General features: G+C 61.0%; 15 protein-coding genes and 1 pseudogene. 13 read left to right on the top strand and 3 right to left on the bottom strand.

Annotation, left to right across the window (positions count from 1 at the left end):
• Positions 1-190: 190 nt before the first annotated feature.
• The gene (locus tag VLA07_RS25870; RefSeq protein WP_333992384.1) at positions 191-1567 is read right to left on the bottom strand and encodes an L-serine ammonia-lyase; all 1377 of its coding nucleotides are present in this window, start codon (positions 1565-1567) and stop codon (positions 191-193) included.
• Positions 1568-2003: 436 nt separating this feature from the next.
• Here VLA07_RS25870 and VLA07_RS25875 point away from each other — a divergent pair, with 436 nt between their 5' ends.
• From VLA07_RS25875 to choV, 3 genes are all read left to right on the top strand, one after another.
• A complete protein-coding gene (locus VLA07_RS25875; protein WP_027610641.1) occupies positions 2004-2951 on the top strand; it encodes a choline ABC transporter substrate-binding protein in 948 nt (315 codons plus the stop codon).
• Positions 2952-3017: 66 nt separating this feature from the next.
• Positions 3018-3863 carry a choline ABC transporter permease subunit gene (gene choW / locus VLA07_RS25880; RefSeq protein ID WP_007962645.1) on the top strand — a complete coding sequence of 282 codons (846 nt, stop codon included), beginning with the start codon at positions 3018-3020 and terminating at the stop codon, positions 3861-3863.
• On the top strand, positions 3860-5038 hold the full coding sequence (choV, locus tag VLA07_RS25885; protein WP_007962646.1) for a choline ABC transporter ATP-binding protein: 1179 nt from the start codon (positions 3860-3862) through the stop codon (positions 5036-5038). The genes choW and choV overlap by 4 nt, the downstream gene beginning before the upstream one ends.
• 199 nt (positions 5039-5237) lie before the next feature.
• Here the strand turns inward: choV and betT are convergent, their stop codons facing one another.
• A complete protein-coding gene (betT, locus tag VLA07_RS25890; protein ID WP_333992388.1) occupies positions 5238-7235 on the bottom strand; it encodes a choline BCCT transporter BetT in 1998 nt (665 codons plus the stop codon).
• Positions 7236-7663: 428 nt separating this feature from the next.
• On the opposite strand from betT, the gene betI reads away from it, so the two are divergent.
• The 9 genes from betI (at position 7664) to yccS (ending at position 21816) form a co-directional block, all read left to right on the top strand.
• The gene (gene betI, locus VLA07_RS25895) at positions 7664-8284 is read left to right on the top strand and encodes a transcriptional regulator BetI (RefSeq protein WP_041063389.1); all 621 of its coding nucleotides are present in this window, start codon (positions 7664-7666) and stop codon (positions 8282-8284) included.
• 62 nt (positions 8285-8346) lie between these two features.
• Positions 8347-9819 carry a betaine-aldehyde dehydrogenase gene (gene betB / locus VLA07_RS25900; RefSeq protein ID WP_333992391.1) on the top strand — a complete coding sequence of 491 codons (1473 nt, stop codon included), beginning with the start codon at positions 8347-8349 and terminating at the stop codon, positions 9817-9819.
• Positions 9820-10028: 209 nt separating this feature from the next.
• Positions 10029-11732 (top strand): choline dehydrogenase, encoded by a 1704-nt coding sequence (gene betA / locus VLA07_RS25905; protein ID WP_333992393.1) that lies wholly within the window; start codon positions 10029-10031, stop codon positions 11730-11732.
• Positions 11733-12017: 285 nt separating this feature from the next.
• Positions 12018-13460, top strand: coding sequence for a TldD/PmbA family protein (locus tag VLA07_RS25910; protein WP_103369174.1), 1443 nt, complete (start codon positions 12018-12020; stop codon positions 13458-13460).
• Positions 13460-14797, top strand: coding sequence for a TldD/PmbA family protein (locus tag VLA07_RS25915; protein ID WP_097089034.1), 1338 nt, complete (start codon positions 13460-13462; stop codon positions 14795-14797). Before VLA07_RS25910 ends, VLA07_RS25915 begins: the two co-directional genes overlap by 1 nt.
• A gap of 96 nt (positions 14798-14893) precedes the next feature.
• Positions 14894-16396: a multidrug transporter subunit MdtD gene (mdtD, locus tag VLA07_RS25920; RefSeq protein ID WP_333992403.1), complete on the top strand. Its 1503-nt coding sequence runs from the start codon at positions 14894-14896 to the stop codon at positions 16394-16396.
• A gap of 281 nt (positions 16397-16677) precedes the next feature.
• Complete coding sequence (gene dbpA / locus VLA07_RS25925; protein WP_007962660.1) at positions 16678-18063, top strand: ATP-dependent RNA helicase DbpA; 1386 nt, start codon at positions 16678-16680, stop codon at positions 18061-18063.
• Between the two features lie 153 nt (positions 18064-18216).
• Entirely contained in the window at positions 18217-19395 is a 1179-nt protein-coding gene (locus tag VLA07_RS25930; RefSeq protein ID WP_027610634.1) for an NAD(P)/FAD-dependent oxidoreductase, read from the top strand.
• 228 nt (positions 19396-19623) lie between these two features.
• Complete coding sequence (yccS, locus tag VLA07_RS25935) at positions 19624-21816, top strand: YccS family putative transporter (protein WP_333992398.1); 2193 nt, start codon at positions 19624-19626, stop codon at positions 21814-21816.
• 259 nt (positions 21817-22075) lie between these two features.
• On the opposite strand, the pseudogene VLA07_RS25940 reads toward yccS, so the two are convergent.
• Positions 22076-22801, bottom strand: a pseudogene (locus tag VLA07_RS25940) (substrate-binding periplasmic protein); the annotation flags it as partial.
• 256 nt (positions 22802-23057) lie between these two features.
• Between VLA07_RS25940 and VLA07_RS25945 the strand changes: the two are divergent.
• On the top strand, positions 23058-23510 hold the full coding sequence (locus tag VLA07_RS25945) for a GNAT family N-acetyltransferase (protein ID WP_183784878.1): 453 nt from the start codon (positions 23058-23060) through the stop codon (positions 23508-23510).
• Positions 23511-23708 lie beyond the last annotated feature (198 nt).

Consider the following 23708-nt stretch of genomic DNA (forward strand, 5'->3'; position numbering starts at 1 on the left):
AATGGCGCACTGCGAGTGGGAAAAGCTCTTATCTGATTGCGACGCGCTAAAAGGTGGCGTGATTGTTTTGTTGTGTTCACTTAGCGCGCAGTTTTGACTGGTCTGGCGCTATCGCGAGCAGGCTCACTCCTACAGGGGAACGCATTCCAAGTGTAGGAGTGAGCCTGCTCGCGATGGGAGCGACACGGTCTCAGCACTCAACCGCGCTGACCGCCAAACCACCCCGCGAGGTCTCTTTATATTTGTCATGCATATCGGCGCCGGTATCACGCATGGTGCGGATCACCCGGTCCAGCGAGATGAAGTGCTGACCATCGCCACGCAGGGCCATCTGCGCTGCGTTGATCGCCTTCACAGCGGCAATTGCGTTGCGCTCGATGCACGGCACCTGCACCAGGCCGCCGACCGGATCGCAGGTCAGGCCAAGGTTATGTTCAAGACCGATTTCCGCCGCGTTGCACAATTGCTCCGGAGTGGCACCGAGGATCTCCGACAGTCCCGCCGCCGCCATCGCGCAGGCCGAACCAACCTCGCCCTGGCAGCCGACTTCGGCACCGGAGATCGAGGCGTTCTTCTTGCACAGAATCCCCACCGCCGCCGCGCCCAGGAAGTAATCGACCACATTGGCGTCGGTGACCGCTTCGCTGAACTTCATAAAGTAGTGCAACACCGCCGGGATGATCCCCGCCGCGCCATTGGTCGGCGCCGTGACCATGCGCCCGCCGGCAGCGTTTTCTTCATTGACCGCGAGGGCAAACAGGTTGACCCACTCCATGGCACTGAGGGTCGAGCCGATCACGTTGGGCTTGTTCAACTCCTGCAGGCTGCGATGCAACTTGGCCGCGCGCCGGCGCACATTGAGACCGCCGGGAAGGATGCCTTCGTGCTTGAGGCCCTGCTCGACGCAATCCTGCATCGCCCGCCACAGCTTCATCAGCCCGGCACGGATTTCCTCTTCGCTGCGCCAGACCTTTTCGTTGGCCATCATCAGTTCGGCGACACGCAGGTTGTTCTTTTGGCACAGCTGCAGCAGTTCCACCGCGCTGGAAAAGTCGTAAGGCAATTTGGTGCGATCCAGGTCGACCACACCGCTGGATGCCTGCGCCTGATCCACGACAAAACCGCCACCGACCGAATAGTAGGTGTCGCGATGAATCTCGCCGTGATCGCCTTCGGCAACCAGAGTCATGGCGTTGGGATGGAACGGCAGGTTTTCGTCGATCAGGCGCATGTCGCGGGCCCAGACAAACGGCACCGACAGACGACCATCCAATAACAGCGTGTGAGTTTCGCGCAGCGCCTGAATGCGCGGGCCGATCTGCGACGGGTCGATTGCGTCCGGCCATTCGCCCATCAGGCCCATGATCACTGCGTTGTCGCTGCCGTGGCCGATACCGGTAGCCGACAGTGAGCCGAACAGTTGCACTTCTATACGCCGTACCTGCTCCAGCAGGTGCCGGTCGCGCAGCGCTTCGACAAACAGGGCGGCGGCGCGCATCGGGCCGACGGTGTGGGAACTGGACGGGCCGATGCCGATTTTGAACAGGTCGAAAACGCTGATAGCCATTGCTGCAGAGCTCCTGAGGATGCCGTTCCCGGGCGTTAAGCGCCCGCTGGCGGAGCTGCTACGCTCAAGCTGCGATCCGCCGGAATGCCCGCATCATCAGGCTTTTGTCAGGTCGCTCGGCGTCTGACACCGACGCACTCATGCCCACCAACGCCGTGCCGGTTTCCTCCCGTGTTTTCGCCGTTTTTATGCAGTTCAGATGGCCAAACGGGGCGGAAAAAAGCTGTAAACGACGTCACTGACACTGGATGCGACCATCCCTGTACTGGATACGACCCACCCTGTAGGCGTCAGATTTTCACTGGTACATGATCGTTATGACTCGATTGCAAGGCGCCGTGGTAGAGCTGTCTCCAGAACGCCATCCAACCGCAACCTATAAGTGCGGTGGTCCACAGTCGGAACACTGCCAAAAAAAACACCAAGGAGTCCATCCATGAAAGGTTCCCCGTCGTTGTTGTTGGCCGCCATGCTGAGTCTGCCGTTACTGGCGCAAGCTGCAGAACCGGCGCAGTGCAGTACCGTTAACTTCTCCGATGTCGGCTGGACCGACATCACCGCCACCACCGCCACCACGTCGGTGGTGCTCGACGCCCTCGGCTACAAGACCAAGACCACCATGATCTCCGTGCCCGTGACCTACAAGTCGCTGGCCGACGGCAAGAACATGGACGTGTTCCTCGGTAACTGGATGCCGACCATGGAAAACGACATCAAGGCCTACCGCGATGCCGGCACCGTCGAAGTGGTGCGCACCAACCTCAAGGGTGCCAAGTACACCCTCGCCGTACCGCAAGCCCTGTACGACAAGGGCCTGCATGACTTCGCCGACATCGCCAAATTCAAGAAAGAGCTCGATGGCAAGATTTACGGCATCGAGCCTGGTAACGACGGCAACCGCCTGATCCAGAGCATGATCGACAAGGACGCTTTCGGTTTGAAAACCGCCGGCTTCAAGGTCGTCGAATCGTCCGAAGCGGGCATGCTCTCGCAGGTCGACCGCGCGCAGAAACGCGACACTGCCGTGGTCTTCCTCGGCTGGGCGCCGCACCCGATGAACAAGCGCTTCAAGATTCAATACCTGACCGGCGGCGATGACTTCTTCGGCCCCGATTTCGGTGCTGCCACCGTGGCGACCAACACCCGCAAGGGCTACACCACCGAATGCAGCAACGTCGGTCAGTTGCTGAAGAACCTGGAGTTCACCGTCGACATGGAAAGTACCCTGATGGGCAACATCCTCGACGACAAGATGAAGCCTGAAGCGGCCGCCAAGGCCTGGCTGAAAAAGAACCCTCAGGTGCTCGATACCTGGCTCGCTGGCGTGACCACCATTGACGGTAAACCAGGCCTGGAGGCCGTGAAAGCCAAGCTCGCACAGTAATTGCCTTACGCCGGGCGAGTTCGCTCGCCCGGGCTGTTTATTCCTTGCATGCGGACGTTCACTACCATGCTGATTGATCAGAAAATCCCTTTAGGCCAGTACATCGCGGGCTTCGTTGAATGGTTGACGCAACACGGCGCCAGCACCTTCGACGCAATCGCCGTGACACTGGAAACGATGATCCACGGCGTGACGTTTGCGCTGACCTGGTTCAATCCCTTCGTCTTGATCGGCCTCATCGCCCTGCTCGCGCATTTCATCCAGCGCAAATGGGGGCTGACTGTTTTTGTGATTGCCTCGTTCCTGCTGATCCTCAACCTGGGGTACTGGCAGGAAACCATGGAAACCCTCGCCCAGGTCATGTTCGCGACCCTGGTCTGCGTGGTCATCGGCGTACCGCTGGGCATCGTCGCTGCGCATAAGCCGATGTTCTACACTTTAATGCGTCCGGTACTCGATCTGATGCAGACCGTACCGACCTTCGTTTACCTCATTCCTACCCTGACCCTCTTCGGGCTGGGTGTGGTGCCGGGCCTGATCTCCACGGTGGTATTCGCCATCGCTGCACCGATCCGCCTGACCTACCTGGGCATCCGCGATGTCCCGCAAGAACTGATGGACGCCGGCAAGGCCTTCGGCTGCTCGCGTCGCCAATTGCTCTCACGGATCGAACTGCCTCACGCCATGCCGAGCATCGCTGCCGGCATCACCCAGTGCATCATGCTGTCGCTGTCGATGGTGGTGATCGCGGCACTGGTAGGCGCCGACGGACTCGGCAAACCGGTGGTCAACGCACTGAACACTGCTGATATCGCCCTGGGCTTCGAAGCGGGCCTGGCGATCGTACTGCTGGCGATCATGCTCGACCGTATCTGCAAACAACCCGACGCCAAAGTAGGGGGTGACGCATGAGCATAATTCGCTTCGATAACGTTGACGTGATCTTCACCAAGGATCCGCGCGAAGCACTGAAACTTCTCGATCAAGGCTTGACCCGCAGCGAGATCCTGAAAAAGACCGGGCAGATCGTCGGCGTGGAAAAGGCCAGTCTGGACATCAACAAGGGCGAGATCTGCGTACTGATGGGCCTGTCCGGCTCCGGCAAGTCGAGCCTGCTGCGCTGCATCAACGGCCTCAACACCGTGAGTCGCGGCAAGCTGTTCGTCGAGCACGAAGGCAAGCAGATCGACATCGCTTCCTGCACCCCGGCCGAACTGAAAATGATGCGCACCAAACGCATCGCCATGGTGTTCCAGAAGTTCGCCCTGATGCCGTGGCTGACGGTGCGCGAGAACATCAGTTTCGGTCTGGAAATGCAGGGCCGACCGGAAAAGGAACGGCGCAAGCTGGTCGACGACAAGCTCGAACTGGTCGGCCTGACCCAATGGCGCAACAAGAAGCCCGATGAACTCTCCGGCGGCATGCAGCAGCGGGTCGGTCTGGCCCGGGCACTGGCGATGGACGCCGACATTCTGTTGATGGACGAACCGTTCTCGGCACTCGACCCGCTGATCCGTCAGGGCCTGCAGGACGAACTGCTTGAACTGCAACGCAAGCTGAGCAAGACCATCGTGTTCGTGAGTCACGACCTCGACGAAGCACTGAAACTGGGTAGCCGCATCGCGATCATGAAGGACGGCCGGATCATCCAGTACAGCGTGCCGGAAGAGATCGTGCTGAACCCCGCGGACGACTATGTACGCACCTTCGTGGCCCACACCAATCCGCTCAACGTCCTGTGTGGCCGCAGCCTGATGCGCACGCTGGACAACTGCAAACGCATCAACGGTTCGGTGTGCCTCGACCCGGGTGGCGATTCGTGGCTTGACCTGGCCGAAGGCAACACGATCAAGGGTGCGCGGCAGAACGGTTCGGTGCTGAACCTGCAGAACTGGGCACCGGGCCAAGCAGTGGAAGCCCTTGAGCGCAAGCCGACCCTGGTGGACTCGAACATCGGCATGCGCGACGCGCTGCAGATTCGCTACCAGACCGGCAACAAACTGGTGCTGCACGACAACAACCATGTGGTGGGGATTCTTGGCGACAGCGAGCTGTATCACGCGTTGCTGGGCAAGAATCTGGGGTAAGAACCCCGGACACAAAAACGCCGCGAGAGGATCGCGGCGTTTTTGTTGGTACAGAAATTGAACTTGAAACACGGACAACTGTGGCGAGGGAGCTTGCTCCCGCTTGAGTGCGCAGCACTCACAAATTCTTGGGGTCGCTTCGCAACCCAGCGGGAGCAAGCTCCCTCGCCACAAACAGCTTCGCCATCAACTTAATGGTTTAGCTATACACCCGGCCAAGGAGCTGCCGATGGCTTTCAAACTGATCGAGCACATCGCGTGTGATCTGATCCTGCGTGAAGCCCATCAGGTCGTAGTCCTGGCTGCCGTTGTGCAAATACACCTCGGCGCGGTAGTAACGCTGGCGCGCTTCATCGGACTGGGCCGATTCGGTCGGGGTCGCCAGGTAGCCGTCCAGGCTCACTTCGTAGACGAAAGGGTTGCCCTCTTCCATCTCGACGCGCACGCCCATGCAACGCTTGGATTTGCCCAACAGCGTCTGCACTTCCAGACCCTGTGCACGCAGTTGTGCAGCAGCGTCGTCCAGTGCCGGGGTCACGTGTTTGTCCATGAAGCGCTGCACCACCGATTGGCTCGGTTGCAGATCCAGCTGCGTCAGACGCTCGCTGAAACCACGACGCCCGCGCTCAGCCAGTTGCGCCTGCTCCTGTTCGATCTGCACGTCCTGGCGCATCGCCTTGTGCAGCCCGAACATGAAGAACACCAGCACCACCGAGAACGGCAGACCGGCCAGCACCACCATGGTTTGCATGGCTTCGAAGTTACCGGCGAACAGCAGACCGATGGTCACCAGCGTGATCACCACCGACCAGAAGATCCGCAGCCAGTGCGGCGCATCTTCATCAACGTTGCCGCCCTTGCAGGAAAGATTCGCCATCATCACCGCGCCAGAGTCGGCCGGGGTCAGGAACAGCACGAAACCGACGAAAATCGACACACCGATAACGACTTTCGACGCCGGGTAGTGTTCCAGCAACTGATAGATCGCCATCGACGGCTGTTCCAGCGCCGTCTTGCCGAGTTCGACCGCCCCCTGGTTCATCACCAGATCCAGCGCCGAGTTACCGAAGATCGACAGCCACGCCAGGGTGAAACCCAACGGGATCAGCAGTACACCAGCGACCAGCTCACGCACGGTACGACCACGGGAAATACGCGCGATGAACATGCCTACGAATGGTGCCCAGGAAATCCACCACGCCCAGTAGAACAGGGTCCACAGGCCCAGCCAGCGGTCGGACTTGGCGCTGTCACCTTCATAGACGTACAGGTCGAAGGTCTTCAGCACCACGCCGTTGAGGTAGTCGCCGATGTTCTGCACGAAGCCGTTGAGCAGGTGCAGGGTCGGGCCGAACAGCAGGACAAAAATCAGCAGACCGCTGAACAGCACGATGTTCAGGTTGGACAGACGACGAATGCCATTTTCCACGCCGGACACGGCAGCGATGGTCGCCACGGTGCTCATCACGATGATCACGATCAGCAGGTTGGTGTTGCTGTGTTCCATGCCGAACAGGTTTTCCAGCCCCGAGGACACTTGCAGCGAGCCGATCCCCAGGTTTGTCACCAGACCCAGCAGGGTCACGAACATGCCGAAGCCGTCCACCGCGTGACCGGCGGCGCCCTTGACCCAACGTTCGCCGACCAGCGGATACAGCGCCGAGCGCAGGGCCAATGGCTGGTTATGACGGTAAGCGAAGTACGCCACGGCCAGACCGACCAGCGCATAAATCGCCCAGCCGTGCAGGCCCCAATGCAGGAAAGTCAGTTGCACCGCCTGACGCGCGGCCAGGTTGGAGGCCGCTGCGCCTTCCGGCGGATTGAAGTAGTGGTCCAGCGGCTCGGACGCGCCGAAGTACAGCAGCGAAATACCGATACCCGACGAGAACAGCATCCCCGCCCAGGCGCCGTAGCTGAAATCCGGGGTGTCGTCCTTGCTGCCCAGTTTGAGTTTGCCGTAGGAGGAAAACGCCAGGCCCACCACAAACACCAGGTACGCGGCGATCACCACCATGTAGTACCAGCCGAAGCTGCGCGACAACCAGGCCTGAGCGATACCCAACAATCTGCCGGCCTCTTGCGGGGCGATGATCAGAATGGCGGTCAACAACAGAATCAACGCGGTAGAGGTGTAAAACACCCAACCGTTGACCGTCACCTTCTCGGGCGGGGTCTTTATAAGAGAGGCAGAACTCATGGCACAAATGCTCCAGGCAGTGCGAGAGAAGAACACAAGGCAACACGGAACCCGACCAATCGGTTAGTTGGCAGCCGACCGGCGGGTGATATAAAGACACCCCGAAAAAAGCCCGAACCTGCCGAAATGGCGTTGCGAATCGCTTTCGTGGCCAAAGCTGTGCGGACGTTCATCCGAAACCTGGCCCCGAGCGTCTTGCCCATTCAACACGTCCATCGAATAGCGAACCGCCCCATGCCCCACGCAGGTTTCAAGCATTTTCGGATGTCGTTTTATCGCCATTTACAAGCAGAAAAAATCTGTAGGCAGCGACGATTTGTCGCAGATCTTATTCTTTGTTGATTGAACGTTCAATCAAAACAAAATAGACTGGCCCTCAATCCGATAGGCGTTTATCGCCCTTCGGAAGGCCTAAGGAGATGTGCAAGATGCCCAAGGTCGGTATGCAACCCATCCGCCGCCAACAACTGATCGAAGCCACGTTGCAGGCGGTCGATCAGGTCGGTATGGGGGACGCCAGCATTGCGCTGATCGCCCGTTTGGCCGGTGTCTCGAATGGCATCATCAGTCACTATTTTCAGGACAAGAACGGCCTGATTGCCGCCACGATGCGGTATCTGATGAACGTCCTCAGCGAGAACGTCACCGCGCGCCGACAGGCGCTGGCAGACAGCAGCCCACGGGCGCATCTGCAGGTGATCATCGAAGGCAACTTCGACGCCAGCCAGGTCAATGGCCCGGCAATGAAAACCTGGCTGGCCTTCTGGGCCACCAGCATGCACCAGCCGTCTTTGCACAGGTTGCAGCGGATCAACGATCACCGTCTGTATTCCAACCTGTGCTGCGAGTTCCGCCGTGTGTTGCCGCTCGAAGATGCGCGCAGCGCAGCGCGTGGACTGGCAGCGTTGATCGACGGCTTGTGGTTGCGCGGCGCGCTGTCGGGAGACGCTTTCGACACGGCGCAGGCGCAACAGATCGCTTACGAATACATGGATTTCCAATTGGCCAAGCAGGTGAGCCAGAGCACACAGAAAACGCTCGGTACCTGAACCGCCACCGCAGTTTCAGCGCGGTGGTCGACGCCAACCACTAATGCACTTGCGAGGACACTATGGCCCGTTTCGAACTGCAAAAACTCTACATCGATGGCGCGTACTCCGACGCTGGCAGCGATGCCACTTTCGAAGCCATCAACCCGGCGAACGGTGAAGTCCTCGCCCAAGTGCAACGTGCGACCAAGGAAGACGTCGAGCGTGCTGTGGTCAGCGCTGAAAAGGGCCAGAAAATCTGGGCCGCGATGACCGCCATGGAGCGTTCGCGCATCCTGCGTCGCGCCGTCGACATCCTGCGCGAGCGCAACGATGAGCTGGCTGCTCTGGAAACCCTGGACACCGGTAAAGCCTTCTCCGAAACCAAATACGTCGACATCGTCACCGGCGCCGACGTGCTGGAATACTACGCAGGCCTGGTGCCGGCGATCGAAGGCGAGCAGATTCCGCTGCGCGACACTTCCTTCGTCTACACCCGTCGCGAGCCACTGGGCGTGGTCGCCGGTATCGGCGCGTGGAACTACCCGATCCAGATCGCGCTGTGGAAATCCGCACCGGCCCTGGCCGCTGGTAACGCGATGATCTTCAAGCCAAGCGAAGTCACCTCGCTGACCACCCTGAAACTGGCCGAGATCTACACCGAAGCCGGCCTGCCAAACGGCGTGTTCAACGTGCTGACCGGCAGCGGCCGTGAAGTCGGCACCTGGCTGACCGAGCACCCGCGCATCGAGAAAGTCTCCTTCACCGGCGGCACCGACACCGGCAAGAAAGTCATGGCCAGCGCTTCGGCTTCGTCGCTGAAAGACGTGACTATGGAACTGGGCGGCAAGTCGCCGCTGATCATCTGCGACGACGCCGACCTCGATCGTGCCGCCGACACCGCGATGATGGCCAACTTCTACAGCTCCGGTCAGGTTTGCACCAACGGTACTCGCGTATTCGTACCGAGCCACCTGAAAGCCGCGTTCGAAGCCAAGATCGTCGAGCGTGTAGCGCGCATCCGCATCGGCAACCCGGAAGACGAAAACACCAACTTCGGCCCGCTGGTCAGCTTCGCCCACATGGAAAGCGTGCTGGGTTACATCGCCAAGGGCAAAGAAGAAGGTGCCCGTGTGCTGTGTGGCGGCGAGCCTCTGACCGATGGCGAATTCGCCAAAGGTGCATTCGTCGCTCCGACCGTGTTCACCGATTGCACCGACGAAATGACCATCGTTCGTGAAGAAATCTTTGGCCCGGTGATGGCGATCCTCTCCTACGAGACCGAAGAAGAAGTGATCCGCCGCGCCAACGACACCGACTTCGGCCTGGCCGCCGGTATCGTCACCAAAGACCTGAACCGCGCGCACCGCGTGATTCATCAACTGGAAGCCGGTATCTGCTGGATCAACGCCTGGGGCGAGTCCGACGCAAAAATGCCGGTGGGCGGTTACAAGCAGTCGGGCGTGGGTCGTGAAAACGGCATCAGCTCGCTGACCAACTACACACGCATCAAATCGGTACAGGTCGAGCTGGGCGATTACGTCTCGGTGTTCTGATCTGACGCAACTCTGAAGTTGGGGCCCTTGTGGCGAGGGAGCTTGCTCCCGCTGGGCTGCGCAGCGGCCCCAACTGCAGACACCGCGCTCATCCAGACAGAGCTCGGTCGCAGGTTCTGCGACTGCTTCGCAGTCGAGCGGGAGCAAGCTCCCTCGCCACAGAAAGTGGCCACTCGGCAGCCTGACCACATCTAAAGAGGGTGCATTCAATGTCCCAAGAATTCGATTACATCATCATCGGTGCCGGCTCGGCCGGTAACACCTTGGCGACCCGTCTGACTGAAGACGAAGGCGTCACCGTGCTGCTGCTCGAAGCAGGCGGCCCGGACTATCGTTTTGACTTCCGCACGCAAATGCCGGCCGCGCTGGCATTCCCGCTGCAGGGTCGTCGCTACAATTGGGCTTATGAAACCGATCCGGAGCCGCACATGGACGGCCGTCGGATGGAGTGCGGTCGCGGCAAAGGCCTCGGCGGCTCCTCGCTGATCAACGGCATGTGCTACATCCGTGGCAACGCGATGGACTACGACGGCTGGGCGAAGCTGCCAGGCCTGGAAGACTGGACCTACCTCGACTGCCTGCCGTACTTCCGTAAAGCGGAAACCCGCGACATCGGCCCGAACGACTACCACGGTGGCGACGGCCCGGTCAGCGTGACCACGCCAAAGGCGGGCAACAACCCGCTGTTCCACGCCATGGTTGAAGCCGGCGTGCAGGCCGGTTACCCGCGCACCGAAGACTTGAACGGCTACCAGCAGGAAGGCTTCGGCCCGATGGATCGCACCGTGACGCCGAACGGCCGTCGTGCTTCCACCGCCCGTGGCTACCTCGACGTCGCGAAAAAGCGCTCGACCCTGACCATCGTCACCCATGCCCTGACCGACAAGATCCTGTTCGAAGGCAAGCGTGCGGTCGGCGTGCGTTACCTGGTCGGTTCGGCGGAAGAGCGCGTTGAAGCCAAAGCGCGCAAAGAAGTCCTGCTGTGCTCCGGCGCCATCGCTTCGCCGCAGATTCTGCAGCGCTCCGGTGTCGGCCCGGCAAAACTGCTGGAAAGCCTCGACATCCCGGTGGTGCATGACCTGCCGGGCGTCGGTGAAAACCTGCAGGATCACCTTGAGCTGTACCTGCAATACGCCTGCACCCAACCGGTCTCGCTGTACCCGTCGCTGCTCTGGTACAACCAGCCGGCCATCGGTGCCGAGTGGCTGTTCAACGGCACCGGCATCGGCGCCAGCAACCAGTTCGAAGCCGGCGGTTTCATCCGTTCGCGTCCGGAATTCGAGTGGCCGAACATCCAGTACCACTTCCTGCCGGTAGCGATTAACTACAACGGCAGCAACGGTGTGAAAGAGCACGGCTTCCAGGCGCACATGGGTTCCATGCGTTCGCCGAGCCGTGGCCGCATCCAGTTGAAGTCCAAGGATCCGCGCCAGCACCCGAGCATCCTGTTCAACTACATGGCCACCGAGCAGGACTGGCAGGAATTCCGTGACGGCATCCGCCTGACCCGCGAAATCATGCAACAGCCTGCGCTGGACGCTTTCCGTGGCCGCGAAATCAGCCCGGGCATCGACGTGCAAACCGATGAGCAGCTGGACAAGTTCATCCGCGAGCACGCCGAAACCGCGTTCCACCCGTCCTGCTCGTGCAAGATGGGCACCGACGAGATGGCGGTTGTGGATGGCGAAGGTCGCGTGCACGGCATGCAGAGCCTGCGTGTGGTCGACGCTTCGATCATGCCGATCATCACCACCGGTAACCTGAACGCGCCGACGATCATGATCGCCGAGAAAATCGCCGACAAGATCCGTGGCCGCAAGCCACTGCCGCCTAGCAATGCTGCCTACTACGTGGCTGGCGGTGCGCCGGTGAAGGGCAAGCCGATGCGTGATATCACCCCGGCGGCTCAGTAAGACTTGATACCGCGTCACGGCTAATCGCGAGCAGGCTCACTCCTACAGTTAATCTCCAGTGTTCACATAATGTGTGTTCGCTGGAGATCCTTGTAGGAGTGAGCCTGCTCGCGATGAGGCCCTGCAATTCAATACCCCTCCCCCCTGCTGCACAGTAAATCCTCCTACACCCCCTCTTCACTTGATCCTACCCCCACGCAGGCCTACTCTAGACCTCGCGCAACCGTTTCACCCCTCCCCGCCGATTCGCTTCACCCCGCAACTCCATAACAAGGAGGTTCCCGAATGTTCGATTTTCACCCCCAGCTCAAGCAGCGCTTCGCTGCCTTGCGCACGGGCGCCGAGTTTTTTTCCCTGCGGTATGTACGCGAGTCCGGCCAGTACCTGTCGGTGCGCAAGAACGTCGCCGAGCCGCCAAGCCTGAGCCGCGACGAAGGCGCGATGCTCACTGTGCGCGTCAACGGCGTCGAGGCTTACGCGGCGACCAACGACCTGTCGCAGCAAGGCCTGCAAGCCGCCCTTGAGCGCGCCGAACAGCAGGCCCGGCGACTGAAGCCGCACGCCTTGCTCGACCTGCGCAACCAGCCGGTGTCGAGCGATCGCGCTGATTACTTTTCGCCCAATCTCGAGCAACCCTTCCCGTCCCTGAGCGAATGCTTCGAGCTGCTCGGCGCGGAATCCGCCTCGGTGCCAAAGGATGAGCGCCTGGTGAACTGGGAAGCGAGCATCGGCATCACCCACGTCGAGCAGATCTACCTGAGCAGCGCCGGCGCCGAATTGCGCCAGGCCCAACGCTTCGTCTATCCGGGCCTCGACGTCACCGCCTATGACGGCAACGACAGCCAGACCCGCAGCCTCGGCCGCGAGAACTTCGGCCAGCAGGGCGGCGCGGACGTGATCAGCCGTTGCGGCCTGGTCGGCGCCGGCCCGAAGGTGGCCGATCAGGCCCTGCAACTGCTGCTCGCGCCGAACACCCCGCAAGGCCCGCGCGATCTGTTGCTGATGCCGGACCAGATGATGCTGCAGATCCACGAGTCCATCGGTCACCCACTGGAGCTCGACCGCATCCTCGGTGACGAGCGCAATTACGCCGGCACCAGCTTCGTCAAAACCAGTGACTTCGGCAGCCTGCAATACGGCTCGAAGCTGCTCAACGTGACCTTCGATCCGGACATTCCCGAAGAGCTGGCCAGCTACGGCCACGATGACGACGGCAGCAAAGCCAGCAAACAATTCCTGATTCGCGAAGGCTTGCTGTTGCGGCCACTGGGTGGCGCGCTGTCGCAGTTCCGCGCCGGTCTCGACGGCGTTGCCAACAGCCGCGCCTGCGGCTGGAACCGGCCGCCGATCGACCGCATGGCCAACCTCAACATCGAGCCGGGCGATCAGTCGCTGACGCAACTGATCAGCGGTATCGAGCACGGCATTCTGATGAGCACCAACCGTTCGTGGTCGATTGACGATGCACGTAACAAATTCCAGTTCGGTTGCGAGTGGGGTCAGTTGATCGAGAACGGTGAACTCAAGGGTGTGGTGAAAAATCCGAACTACCGGGGCATTTCCGCGCACTTCTGGAAGAGTCTGCGCGCGGTCGGCAATGCCGGCACCCGAATGGTGCTGGGCACGCCAAACTGCGGCAAGGGCGAGCCGAACCAGGTGATCCGCGTCGGCCACGCTTCACCGGCCTGCGTATTCAGCAACGTTGATGTGTTTGGGGGAGACGCCTGATGAGCATTTCGAAGAGTCAGTCCGACGCCTTCAAGGTCATGGTCAATTGGCTGCGCGACAGCGTGCGCGAGCCGGAACAATTCACCCTCAGCTATGCCGCCGAATCCTCGGCGTTCGTGCGTTTCAATCACGCCAAGGTGCGTCAGGCCGGTCAGGTGCAGCAAGCCGACGTCGGGCTGAAGCTGATTAACGACGGCCGTCACGCCGATCTGCACATCACCCTGTCCGGTGATCAGGAAGCCGATCTGCAACGCCTCGCCGAAGGCCTGCAACAATTGCGCGAAACCCTGCCGTTGCTGCCACAGGATCCGTACCTGCTGCTCAACCACAACGGCTGGCAGAGCAACAACGTGCGGGAACATCCGCTGCCGGACACCGAGCAGGTGGTCGAGGAAATCTGCACCGCTGCTGAAGGTCTGGACCTGGTCGGCTTCTATGCTGCCGGCCCGATCAGCCGTGGTTTCGCCAGTTCCTCAGGGGCGTTTGGCTGGCATCAGGCCAACAGCTTCAACTTCGACTTCAGCCTGTTCCACGACAATGGCGAAGCGGTGAAAGCCAGCTACGCCGGGCACGAGTGGAGCAGCGAAGGCTTCACCCGACGCTTCCAGCAGGCGCGCGAGCAACTGGCGTTCCTCGGTCGACCGTTGCGGACTCTGGCACCGGGGCAATACCGCGCCTACCTGGCACCGGCCGCGCTGGAAGAAATCATGGGCATGCTCAGCTGGGGCGGTTTCTCCGCGCAGTCGATTGCCAGCAAAAGCAGCCCGCTGCAGAAGCTGTATGTTGGCGATCAGACGTTCAGTCCGCTGGTCTCACTGGATGAGCAAGTCAGCGGTTCGTTGAGCCCGGCGTTCTCCGGCGAGGGTTATCCGCGCAGCGATCTGCGGCTGATCGTCGAAGGCAAGGCTGGCGATCAACTGGTCGGTTCGCGCAGTGCCGCCGAATACGGCCTGACCGCCAACGGCGCCGGCGGCGGTGAAATGCCGAGTGCACTGAACATGGCCGCCGGTGATCTGTCACAGGCAGAGATCCTCAAGCAGTTGGGCACCGGGCTGTACATCAGCAACCTCTGGTACCTGAACTACTCGGATCAACCGGCGGCGCGCCTGACCGGCATGACTCGCTTCGCAACTTTCTGGGTCGAGAACGGCGAGATTCAGGCGCCGGTCAGCACCATGCGTTTCGACGACAGCGCTTACAGTCTGCTGGGTTCGCAGCTGGAAGCATTGACCGCCGAGCGTGAGTTGCTGCTGTCGGCGAGCACGTATAGCCAGCGCAATACGTCGTCGGCACTGCTGCCGGGGGCGCTGGTGAGCCGACTGACCTTGACCCTGTAATACCAGGATCTCCAAAACACTGGAGATCTACTGTGGGAGCGGGCTTGCTCGCGAAAGCGTCGTGTCAGTCACTAACAACATCGACTGATTCACCGCATTCGCGAGCAAGCCCGCTCCCACCAAAAGCCTGCGCATCAACGCCCAACCAGAAGAGGTTCCATGCCCACACGCCCGCCTCTCGACGCCATCACCGCCCGCTGGTTGCCGTGGGTCGTCGCCATTGCGTTCTTCATGCAGTCCCTCGACGGGACTATCCTCAACACCGCCCTGCCTGCCATGGCCCGGGATCTGGCCGAAGACCCTTTGCGCATGCAAGGCGTGGTCATCGCCTACATGCTCACCGTGGCCTTGCTGATTCCGGCCTCGGGCTGGATCGCCGACCGCTTCGGCACCAAGAAGATCTTCTTCGGCGCGATCCTGCTGTTCAGTTTCGGCTCGCTGCTCTGCGCGTTATCCAGCAGCCTGAGCATGCTGGTCGGCGCGCGGGTGATCCAGGGTCTGGGCGGCGCATTGATGTTGCCGGTCGGACGGCTGGTGGTGCTGCGCGCCTATCCGCGTTCGGAGCTGGTGCGGATCATGGGGTTCATCACCATTCCCGGCCTGCTCGGCCCGCTGATCGGCCCGACCATGGGCGGCTGGATGGTGCAGTACCTGACGTGGCACTGGATCTTTCTGATCAACCTGCCGGTCGGGGTTCTCGGCTGCTACGCGGTGTGGAAGTTCATTCCCGATCTGCGCGGCAGCGAGCGCACGCGCTTCGACAGCCTCGGTTTCCTGCTGTTTGGCGCGGCGATGATCCTGATCACCATCGCCATGGAAGGTCTGGGCGAATTGCACTTGCCGCATCTGCGGGTGATGTTGCTGCTGTTCGGCGGTCTGGCCTGTCTGGCGGCGTACTGGCTGCGCGCCGGGCGTATCGAGAATCCGCTGTTCGCCCCGTCGTTGTTCAAGACCCGAACCTTCGCGGTGGGGATCATCGGCAACCTGTTCGCCCGCCTGGGCAGCGGCGCCCTGCCGTTTCTGGTGCCATTGCTGCTACAGGTGGCGCTGGGTTATTCGCCATCGCAAGCCGGAATGAGCATGTTGCCGTTGGCTGCAGCGGCGATGTTTGCCAAGTGGATGGCGCGGCCGCTGATCGAACGCCTCGGCTATCGCATTGTGCTCACCGGCAACACTCTGGCGCTGGGGATCATGCTGGCGAGCATGGGCCTGGTCAGCGAGCAGACGCCGTACTGGCTGCTGTTGTGCCTGCTGGCGGTTCTCGGCGCGATCAACTCGCTGCAATTCACCGCGATGAACACCGTAACCCTGATCGACCTCGACGACGCCAGCGCCAGCAGCGGCAACAGCTTGCTGTCGGTGGTGGCGCAATTGTCGCTGAGTCTGGGCGTAGCCTGCGCCGGTGCATTGCTCGGCGGGTTTACGGCGGAGATCGGCAACGATGGCGTCGAGACCGTGCTGGGCGCGTTCCAGCTGACGTTTGTCACGGTCGGGATCATGGCGATGCTGGCGGCGACGATCTTCTCGCAACTGTCGAAAGAGGACGGCCGCCGGGTCAAACGCCCGGATGAACATCCGGATGAGCACATCGAACACTAGGCAGTGTCATGTCTGGTGGAGGCTTTTGTAGTGAGGGGATTTATCCCCGATGGCTGCGCAGCAGCCCCAAAATCTGCCACCTCAGTACATCAGGCTGATCGCATTCAACCTTTTCAGGGGGTGCTGCGCACCCCATCGGGGATAAATCCCCTCGCCACAGGTTTATCTTCATTCAAGAAAAGCTTGGGCGAATGAATTCAGGCACTGTTCGTCCAGAACTTTCGAGGAAAGTGGCACGGGGCTGCTACACTGCGCGACATTTTGTTTTGCAGGCCAGTCCCGTGACCACCATCGCCACCGCTTTTAATACTCTGCCGCTGTCCGCCGCCATGCTGGCTAACCTCGAATCCCTCGGTTATGCCCAGATGACGCCGATCCAGGCGCAGAGCTTGCCGGTGATCCTCAAGGGGATGGACCTGATCGCCCAGGCCAAGACCGGCAGCGGCAAGACCGCCGCGTTCGGCATCGGCCTGCTCAACCCGATCAACCCGCGTTACTTCGGTTGCCAGGCGCTGGTGATCTGTCCGACCCGTGAGCTGGCCGACCAGGTCGCCAAGGAAGTCCGCCGTCTGGCTCGTGCCGAAGACAACATCAAGGTCCTGACCTTGTGCGGCGGCGTATCGTTCGGCCCGCAGATCGCTTCGCTGGAGCACGGCGCGCACATCATCGTCGGCACCCCGGGGCGTATCCAGCAGCACCTGCGCAAGGGTTCGCTGGTGCTCGACGGTCTGAACACGCTGATCCTCGACGAAGCCGACCGCATGCTCGACATGGGCTTCTACGACGCCATCGAAGACATCATCGAAAAGACTCCGGCACGCCGCCAGACCCTGCTGTTCTCCGCCACGTACCCGGTGGGCATCAAGCAACTGGCGTCGAAATTCATGCGCGATCCGCAAACGGTGAAAGCCGAGGCGTTCCACGACGACACGCAGATCGAGCAGCGTTTCTACGAGATTTCCCCGGAAGAGCGCATGAGCGCAGTGACCAAAGTCCTGCACCACTTCCGCCCGGCTTCCTGCGTGGCGTTCTGCTTCACCAAGCAGCAAGTGCAGGAAACCGTTGACCACCTGACCTCCAAAGGCATTTCCGCCGTCGGCCTGCACGGCGATCTGGAACAGCGTGATCGCGATCAGGTGCTGGCGATGTTCGCCAACCGCAGTACGTCGGTACTGGTCGCCACCGACGTCGCCGCCCGTGGTCTGGACATCGATGCGCTGGACATGGTGATCAACGTCGAGCTGGCCCGCGACTCGGAAATCCACATTCACCGCGTCGGCCGTACCGGTCGTGCCGGCGAGAAAGGCATTGCGGTCAGCCTCGTTGCGCCGTCCGAAGCGCATCGCGCGCAAGCCATCGAACAGTTGCAGAAAGCCCCGCTGAACTGGGATCAGGTCGACAACCTCAAGTCCCAGGGCGGCGCCCCGCTGCAGCCACCGATGAGCACGTTGTGCATCGCTGGCGGGCGTAAAGACAAGGTGCGTCCGGGCGACATCCTCGGCGCACTGACTGGCGATGCCGGCATCCCCGGCGCCCAGGTGGGCAAGATCGCGATCTTCGACTTCCAGTCGTATGTGGCGGTTGAACGCACCGTGGTCATGCAGGCACTGCAGCGCTTGAACAACGGCAAGATTAAGGGCCGTTCGCTGCGCGTACGGGTTTTGTAAGCGATCTTCCAAGTAAAGAAGATCCCCTGTGGGAGCGGGCTTGCTCGCGAATGCGGTGTATCAGGCGACTTATGTGTCAACTGACATACCGCTTTCGCGAGCAAGCCCGCTCCCACAGTTTGTTTTGTAGCGACCTACCAAGAGGACACCGTTTTGCGCTCTACCGAAGTCGTGATCATTGGCGCTGGCGCCGCAGGGTTGATGTGTGCACTGACCGCCGCCGGGCGTGGGCGTCAGGTGTTGCTGCTCGATCATGCGAACAAGGCCGGCAAGAAAATCCTGATGTCCGGTGGTGGCCGCTGCAATTTCACCAACATGTACACCGAGCCGAGCAATTTCCTTTCGCACAATCCGCATTTCTGCAAATCGGCACTGGCGCGCTACACCCAGTGGGACTTCATCGGGATGGTCGCCAAGCACGGCGTGCCGTATCACGAGAAGAAACTCGGCCAGTTGTTCTGCGATAACAAATCCAGCGACATCCTCGGCATGCTGCTCGACGAGTGCGATCAGGTCGGCGTCGAACTGCACCTGGACACCTCGATCCAGACCATCGAGAAGGTCGAAAGCGGTTACCTGCTCGACACCACCCTCGGCCAGGTTCAGTGCCAATCGCTGGTGATCGCCACCGGCGGGCTGTCGATCCCGACGCTGGGCGCTACCGGCTTCGGTTATCAGGTCGCCAAGCAGTTTGGCCATGAACTGCTGCCGACTCGCGCCGGACTCGTGCCGTTCACCATCACTGATCAGCTCAAGGAACTCTGCACCGAGCTGTCCGGTACTTCGGTGGATTGCCTGGTCAGCTGCAACGACCAGAGCTTTCGCGAGAATATTCTGTTCACTCACCGTGGCCTCAGCGGCCCGGCGATTCTGCAGATCTCGTCGTTCTGGGAGCCGGGCGACACCGTGGAGATCAACCTGTTGCCGGATCACGACACCGCGGCATGGCTGCAGCAGCAAGTAGCCGAACGCCCGAACAGCGAGCTGAAAACTTTGCTTGGTGAGATCTTCACCAAGAAGATGGCCAATCTGCTGGCGGACAACTGGTTCGTGTCCAAACCGATGAAGCAGTACACCCACGCCGAACTGGCGCAGATCGCCGACAAGCTCGGCAGTTGGAAAGTCGTCCCGGCCGGCACCGAAGGCTATCGCACCGCCGAGGTCACGCTGGGCGGCGTCGATACCCGCGAAGTGTCGTCCAAGACCATGGAGTCGCTGAAAAGCCCGGGCCTGTATTTTGTCGGCGAAGTGCTCGACGTCACCGGGCATCTGGGCGGTTTCAACTTCCAGTGGGCCTGGGCCTCGGGGTACGCGGCTGCGCAGTACGTCTGATCCAACACAAATCAAAAAACTGTGGGAGCGGGCTTGCTCGCGAATGCGCTGGATCAGTCGACATGCATGTTGAATGACACACCGCTTTCGGGAGCAAGCCCCCTCCCACAGTTGTTATGTGTGATGCAGTAAGGAACACTTTTTGCTGTCAGATGTGATCGGCGCCATTGCGTCGGCGTCATTACTGGCTCAATTTAGCGGCATCGCCTCGGAAGGCCTTCGCACTTCATGTCCTCGACCTCGTTTCGTCAGTCTTTGCGGCGCCTGTGGGCGCTGGATAAATTCAGCTACAGCGTGCGGGTGTTCATCGCCCTGACCGGCAGCATGGCGCTGTGTTGGTATCAGGATGAAATGGGCCTGCTGATCCCATTGTTCCTCGGGATCATCGCCAGCGCCCTGGCCGAGACCGACGACAGTTGGCAGGGGCGCCTCAACGCCCTCGCCGTGACGCTGGTATGTTTCAGTATCGCCGCGCTGTCGGTGGAACTGCTCTTCCCCTACCCCATCGTGTTCGCCATCGCCCTGGCCTTGGCCAGCTTCGGCCTGACCATGCTCGGCGCACTCGGCGAGCGTTATGGCGCGATTGCCTCGGCGACGTTGATTCTGTCGGTCTACACCATGATCGGCGTGGATCAGCGCGGCGGCGCGGTCACCGATTTCTGGCACGAACCGATGCTGCTGGTGGCGGGTGCCGCGTGGTACGGCCTGCTGTCGGTGCTGTGGCAGGCGATGTTTTCCAACCAGCCGGTGCAGCAGAGTCTGGCGCGGCTGTTCCGTGAACTGGGTTTCTACCTGAAGCTGAAAGCCTCGCTGTTCGAGCCGATCCGCCAACTGGACGTCGAAGGCCGACGGCTGGAACTGGCGCAGCAAAACGGTCGCGTGGTCGCCGCGCTGAACAGTGCCAAGGAAATCATTCTGCACCGGGTTGGCAACGGTCGCCCGGGGTCGAAAGTCAGTCGCTATCTGAAGCTGTATTTCCTCGCCCAGGACATCCACGAACGCGCCAGCTCTTCGCACTATCCGTATAACGCGCTGGCCGATGCGTTCTTTCACAGCGACGTGCTGTTCCGCTGCCAGCGCCTGCTGCGCCAGCAGGGCAAGGCCTGCCGGGCGCTGGCCGAATCTATCCAGATGCGCCAGCCGTTCGTCTACGACGCCAGTTTTGCCGAAGCGCTGACTGACCTCGATGCCTCCCTTGAACACCTGCGCATCCAGAGCAATCCGGCGTGGCGCGGCCTCCTGCGTTCGCTGCGTGCCCTGGCAGCCAACCTCGGCACCCTCGACCGTTTGCTCAGCGATGCGAGCAACCCCGACGCCCTGGCGGACGCCACCGACAGCAGCCTGCTCGACCGCTCGCCGCGCAACCTCAAGGACGTATGGATTCGCCTGCGCACGCAGCTGACACCGACGTCCTTGCTGTTCCGTCATGCCCTGCGTCTGCCGCTGGCGCTGAGTATCGGCTATGGCATGGTGCATCTGATTCACCCTTCGCAGGGTTACTGGATCATCCTCACCACCCTGTTCGTCTGCCAGCCGAACTACGGCGCGACCCGGCGCAAACTCGGGCAGCGGATTCTCGGCACCGCCATCGGCCTGACCGTGGCGTGGGCGCTGTTCGATCTGTTCCCCAGCCCGCTGGTGCAGTCGTGCTTCGCGATCGCCGCCGGGGTGGTGTTCTTTACCAACCGCACCACGCGCTACACCCTGGCGACCGCCGCCATCACCATCATGGTGCTGTTCTGCTTCAACCAGATCGGCGATGGCTACGGGCTGTTCCTGCCGCGCCTGTTCGATACCCTGCTCGGCAGCCTGATCGCCGGCCTGACGGTGTTCCTGTTCCTCCCGGACTGGCAGGGCCGACGCCTGAACAAGGTGCTGGCCAACACCCTGACCTGCAACAGCATCTACCTGCGCCAGATCATGCAGCAATACGCCGCCGGCAAGAGCGACGACCTCGCCTATCGCCTGGCCCGCCGCAACGCGCATAACGCCGATGCGGCGCTGTCGACAACGCTGGCGAACATGCTCATGGAGCCGGGGCATTTCCGGAAGGAAGCGGATGTCGGTTTCCGTTTTCTGGTGCTGTCGCACACCCTGCTCAGCTACCTCTCCGGGTTGGGCGCGCATCGCGAAACGCAGCTACCGGCAGACGTGCGTGAACAACTGATCGACGGCGCCGGAGTGAAACTGGCCGCGAGCATCGACGACATTGCCCAGGGCCTGGCGAACAAGCAACCGGTGGCGATTCAGAGTGACGAAGAAGAAGCGCTGGCGACTGAGCTGGAGCAGATGCCCGACGAGATCGATGAAGGTCAGCGACTGGTGCAGACGCAACTGGCGCTGATCTGCCGCCAGCTGGGGCCGTTGCGGACGTTGGCGGCGCACCTGATCAAGGACACCAGTGAGGTCAGCGGCGGCTGATCAGACGCCATCGCGAGCAGGCTCACTCCTACAAGGGAACGCATTTCAAACTGTAGGAGTGAGCCTGCTCGCGATAGGGCCATCAGCCACTTAACAAATTCCGGATCAGCTTCTACATCCCATGCTGCCTCAGCAACTTGTCATAACTTCCATCCGCCTTCATCGCCGCAATCGCCTTGTCAAACCCGGCCACAATCTGCTCATGCTGCGGATTCTTCAGACTCACCAGAATATGCAGGCTGTTCTCGCTCAGCGGCTNCTGCCTCAGCAACTTGTCATAACTTCCATCCGCCTTCATCGCCGCAATCGCCTTGTCAAACCCGGCCACAATCTGCTCATGCTGCGGATTCTTCAGACTCACCAGAATATGCAGGCTGTTCTCGCTCAGCGGCTTGGGCAGAAACTCCACGGCGTTGCGCACTTTGGCTGATTCGCGGGCCAGGTAATAGCGCGCGACGTATTCATCTTCCAGGGTCAGCTTGACCCGGTCCGCCGCCAGCATGCGCACGGCCATGGCGAAGTTATGCACAGGGACTTTCTCCAGTGCGGTATCGGCATCGAAGGCCTGCGAGTAGGCATAACCGCGCACCACCGCCACCGGGTAGGTGTGCAGTTGTTCCAGACTGCCGTACTCCAGCGGCGTGTCCTTGCGCTTGAGAAAGCGGATGCGGTTGAGCAGGTATTCGCCAGAGAACTGGCCGATTTTGGTCCGTTCGTCGTTGTACCAGGCGTTGACCAGCACGTCGTATCGTCCTTCGCCCACCCCCAGCAGTGCCCGCGCCCAAGGTACCTGTTCATAGTCGCTGGCATAACCGGCCCGCGCCAGCGCGGTGCTGACGATGTCGGTGGCCAGACCACCGTTGACCAGCGTGTCGTCGGTAAAGGGCGGCCAGATATCAAACACCAGTCGCAACTTCTCCGCTGAGGCGGTTTGGGCCAGCAAGAGCAATCCGATCAAAGCAAAGGCTCGATGCAGTCGCGGCATGCTTGAAAATCCTTAGCGGGCGGGCTGCCCAGCGTGTTTTCAGTCAAAACCCCAAGGCCCCTTACCGGCGAAACCCAGGCCCTAACAGTAGCTCATTGAAGCCAGTGCACAGCGCTTTCCAGCAGATTACACAAAGCAGCCGCTATCGCGAGAAAGGAATGATGGCATTTTGACCTTTGTCACAGACTGTTCCGCCATACAGACATCCAGGGCCTGTGCGCTTAGTATCGGGCGACGGAGTTCAAGGAGTCGGAAGATGACAATCGAGTGGGTCTGCAAGCATCACAGTGATCTGGGCAAAGAAGAGTTGTACGCACTGCTGAAACTACGCTCGGAAGTGTTCGTGGTCGAACAGAAATGCGCCTACCCGGACCTCGACGGCCAGGATCTGGGCGGCGACACCCATCACCTCATGGGCTGGGAAGGCGATCAACTGATGGCCTATCTGCGCCTGCTGGACCCCGAATCCCAGGGCGGTGACGTGGTGATTGGCCGCGTGATCATTGCGCCGCAGGGCCGCGGCAAAGGGCTGGGGCATGTGATGATGGAGCACGCGCTGAAACAGGCCGGGAAGCATTGGCCGCAGGTGCCGATCTATCTGTCGGCGCAGGCGCATTTGCAGGGGTATTACGGCAGGTACGGGTTTGTGGTGGCGGGTGAGGAGTATCTGGAGGATGACATTCCGCACATAGGCATGCGTCGCCCATAAAGGCCCCTTCGCGAGCAAGCCCGCTTGTGTCTGAGTAAGGGGATAAACTCTGGGGTGAGAGGGGTGGATGGCAAGCTGTGAGTCCGCGGTGCTTAAAGCACGAGTGGGAGCAAAGCTGCCATCCACCTTTCTACTCTGGCCCATAAGCCCGAACAGTTGGACGAGCGCCACTCGAATCACAAGCGTGGGCAAAGCCAG

Origin of the sequence: Pseudomonas sp. S3(2024) (genome assembly GCF_036861315.1) — a bacterium.
GTDB lineage: Bacteria > Pseudomonadota > Gammaproteobacteria > Pseudomonadales > Pseudomonadaceae > Aquipseudomonas > Aquipseudomonas putida_A.

Coding starts and splice junctions, on each gene's coding strand:
- VLA07_RS25870 (WP_333992384.1), bottom strand. CDS start 1,567: ATGGCTATCAGCGTTTTCGACCTGTTCAAAATCGGCATCGGCCCGTCC.
- VLA07_RS25875 (WP_027610641.1), top strand. CDS start 2,004: ATGAAAGGTTCCCCGTCGTTGTTGTTGGCCGCCATGCTGAGTCTGCCG.
- choW (WP_007962645.1), top strand. CDS start 3,018: ATGCTGATTGATCAGAAAATCCCTTTAGGCCAGTACATCGCGGGCTTC.
- choV (WP_007962646.1), top strand. CDS start 3,860: ATGAGCATAATTCGCTTCGATAACGTTGACGTGATCTTCACCAAGGAT.
- betT (WP_333992388.1), bottom strand. CDS start 7,235: ATGAGTTCTGCCTCTCTTATAAAGACCCCGCCCGAGAAGGTGACGGTC.
- betI (WP_041063389.1), top strand. CDS start 7,664: ATGCCCAAGGTCGGTATGCAACCCATCCGCCGCCAACAACTGATCGAA.
- betB (WP_333992391.1), top strand. CDS start 8,347: ATGGCCCGTTTCGAACTGCAAAAACTCTACATCGATGGCGCGTACTCC.
- betA (WP_333992393.1), top strand. CDS start 10,029: ATGTCCCAAGAATTCGATTACATCATCATCGGTGCCGGCTCGGCCGGT.
- VLA07_RS25910 (WP_103369174.1), top strand. CDS start 12,018: ATGTTCGATTTTCACCCCCAGCTCAAGCAGCGCTTCGCTGCCTTGCGC.
- VLA07_RS25915 (WP_097089034.1), top strand. CDS start 13,460: ATGAGCATTTCGAAGAGTCAGTCCGACGCCTTCAAGGTCATGGTCAAT.
- yccS (WP_333992398.1), top strand. CDS start 19,624: ATGTCCTCGACCTCGTTTCGTCAGTCTTTGCGGCGCCTGTGGGCGCTG.
- VLA07_RS25945 (WP_183784878.1), top strand. CDS start 23,058: ATGACAATCGAGTGGGTCTGCAAGCATCACAGTGATCTGGGCAAAGAA.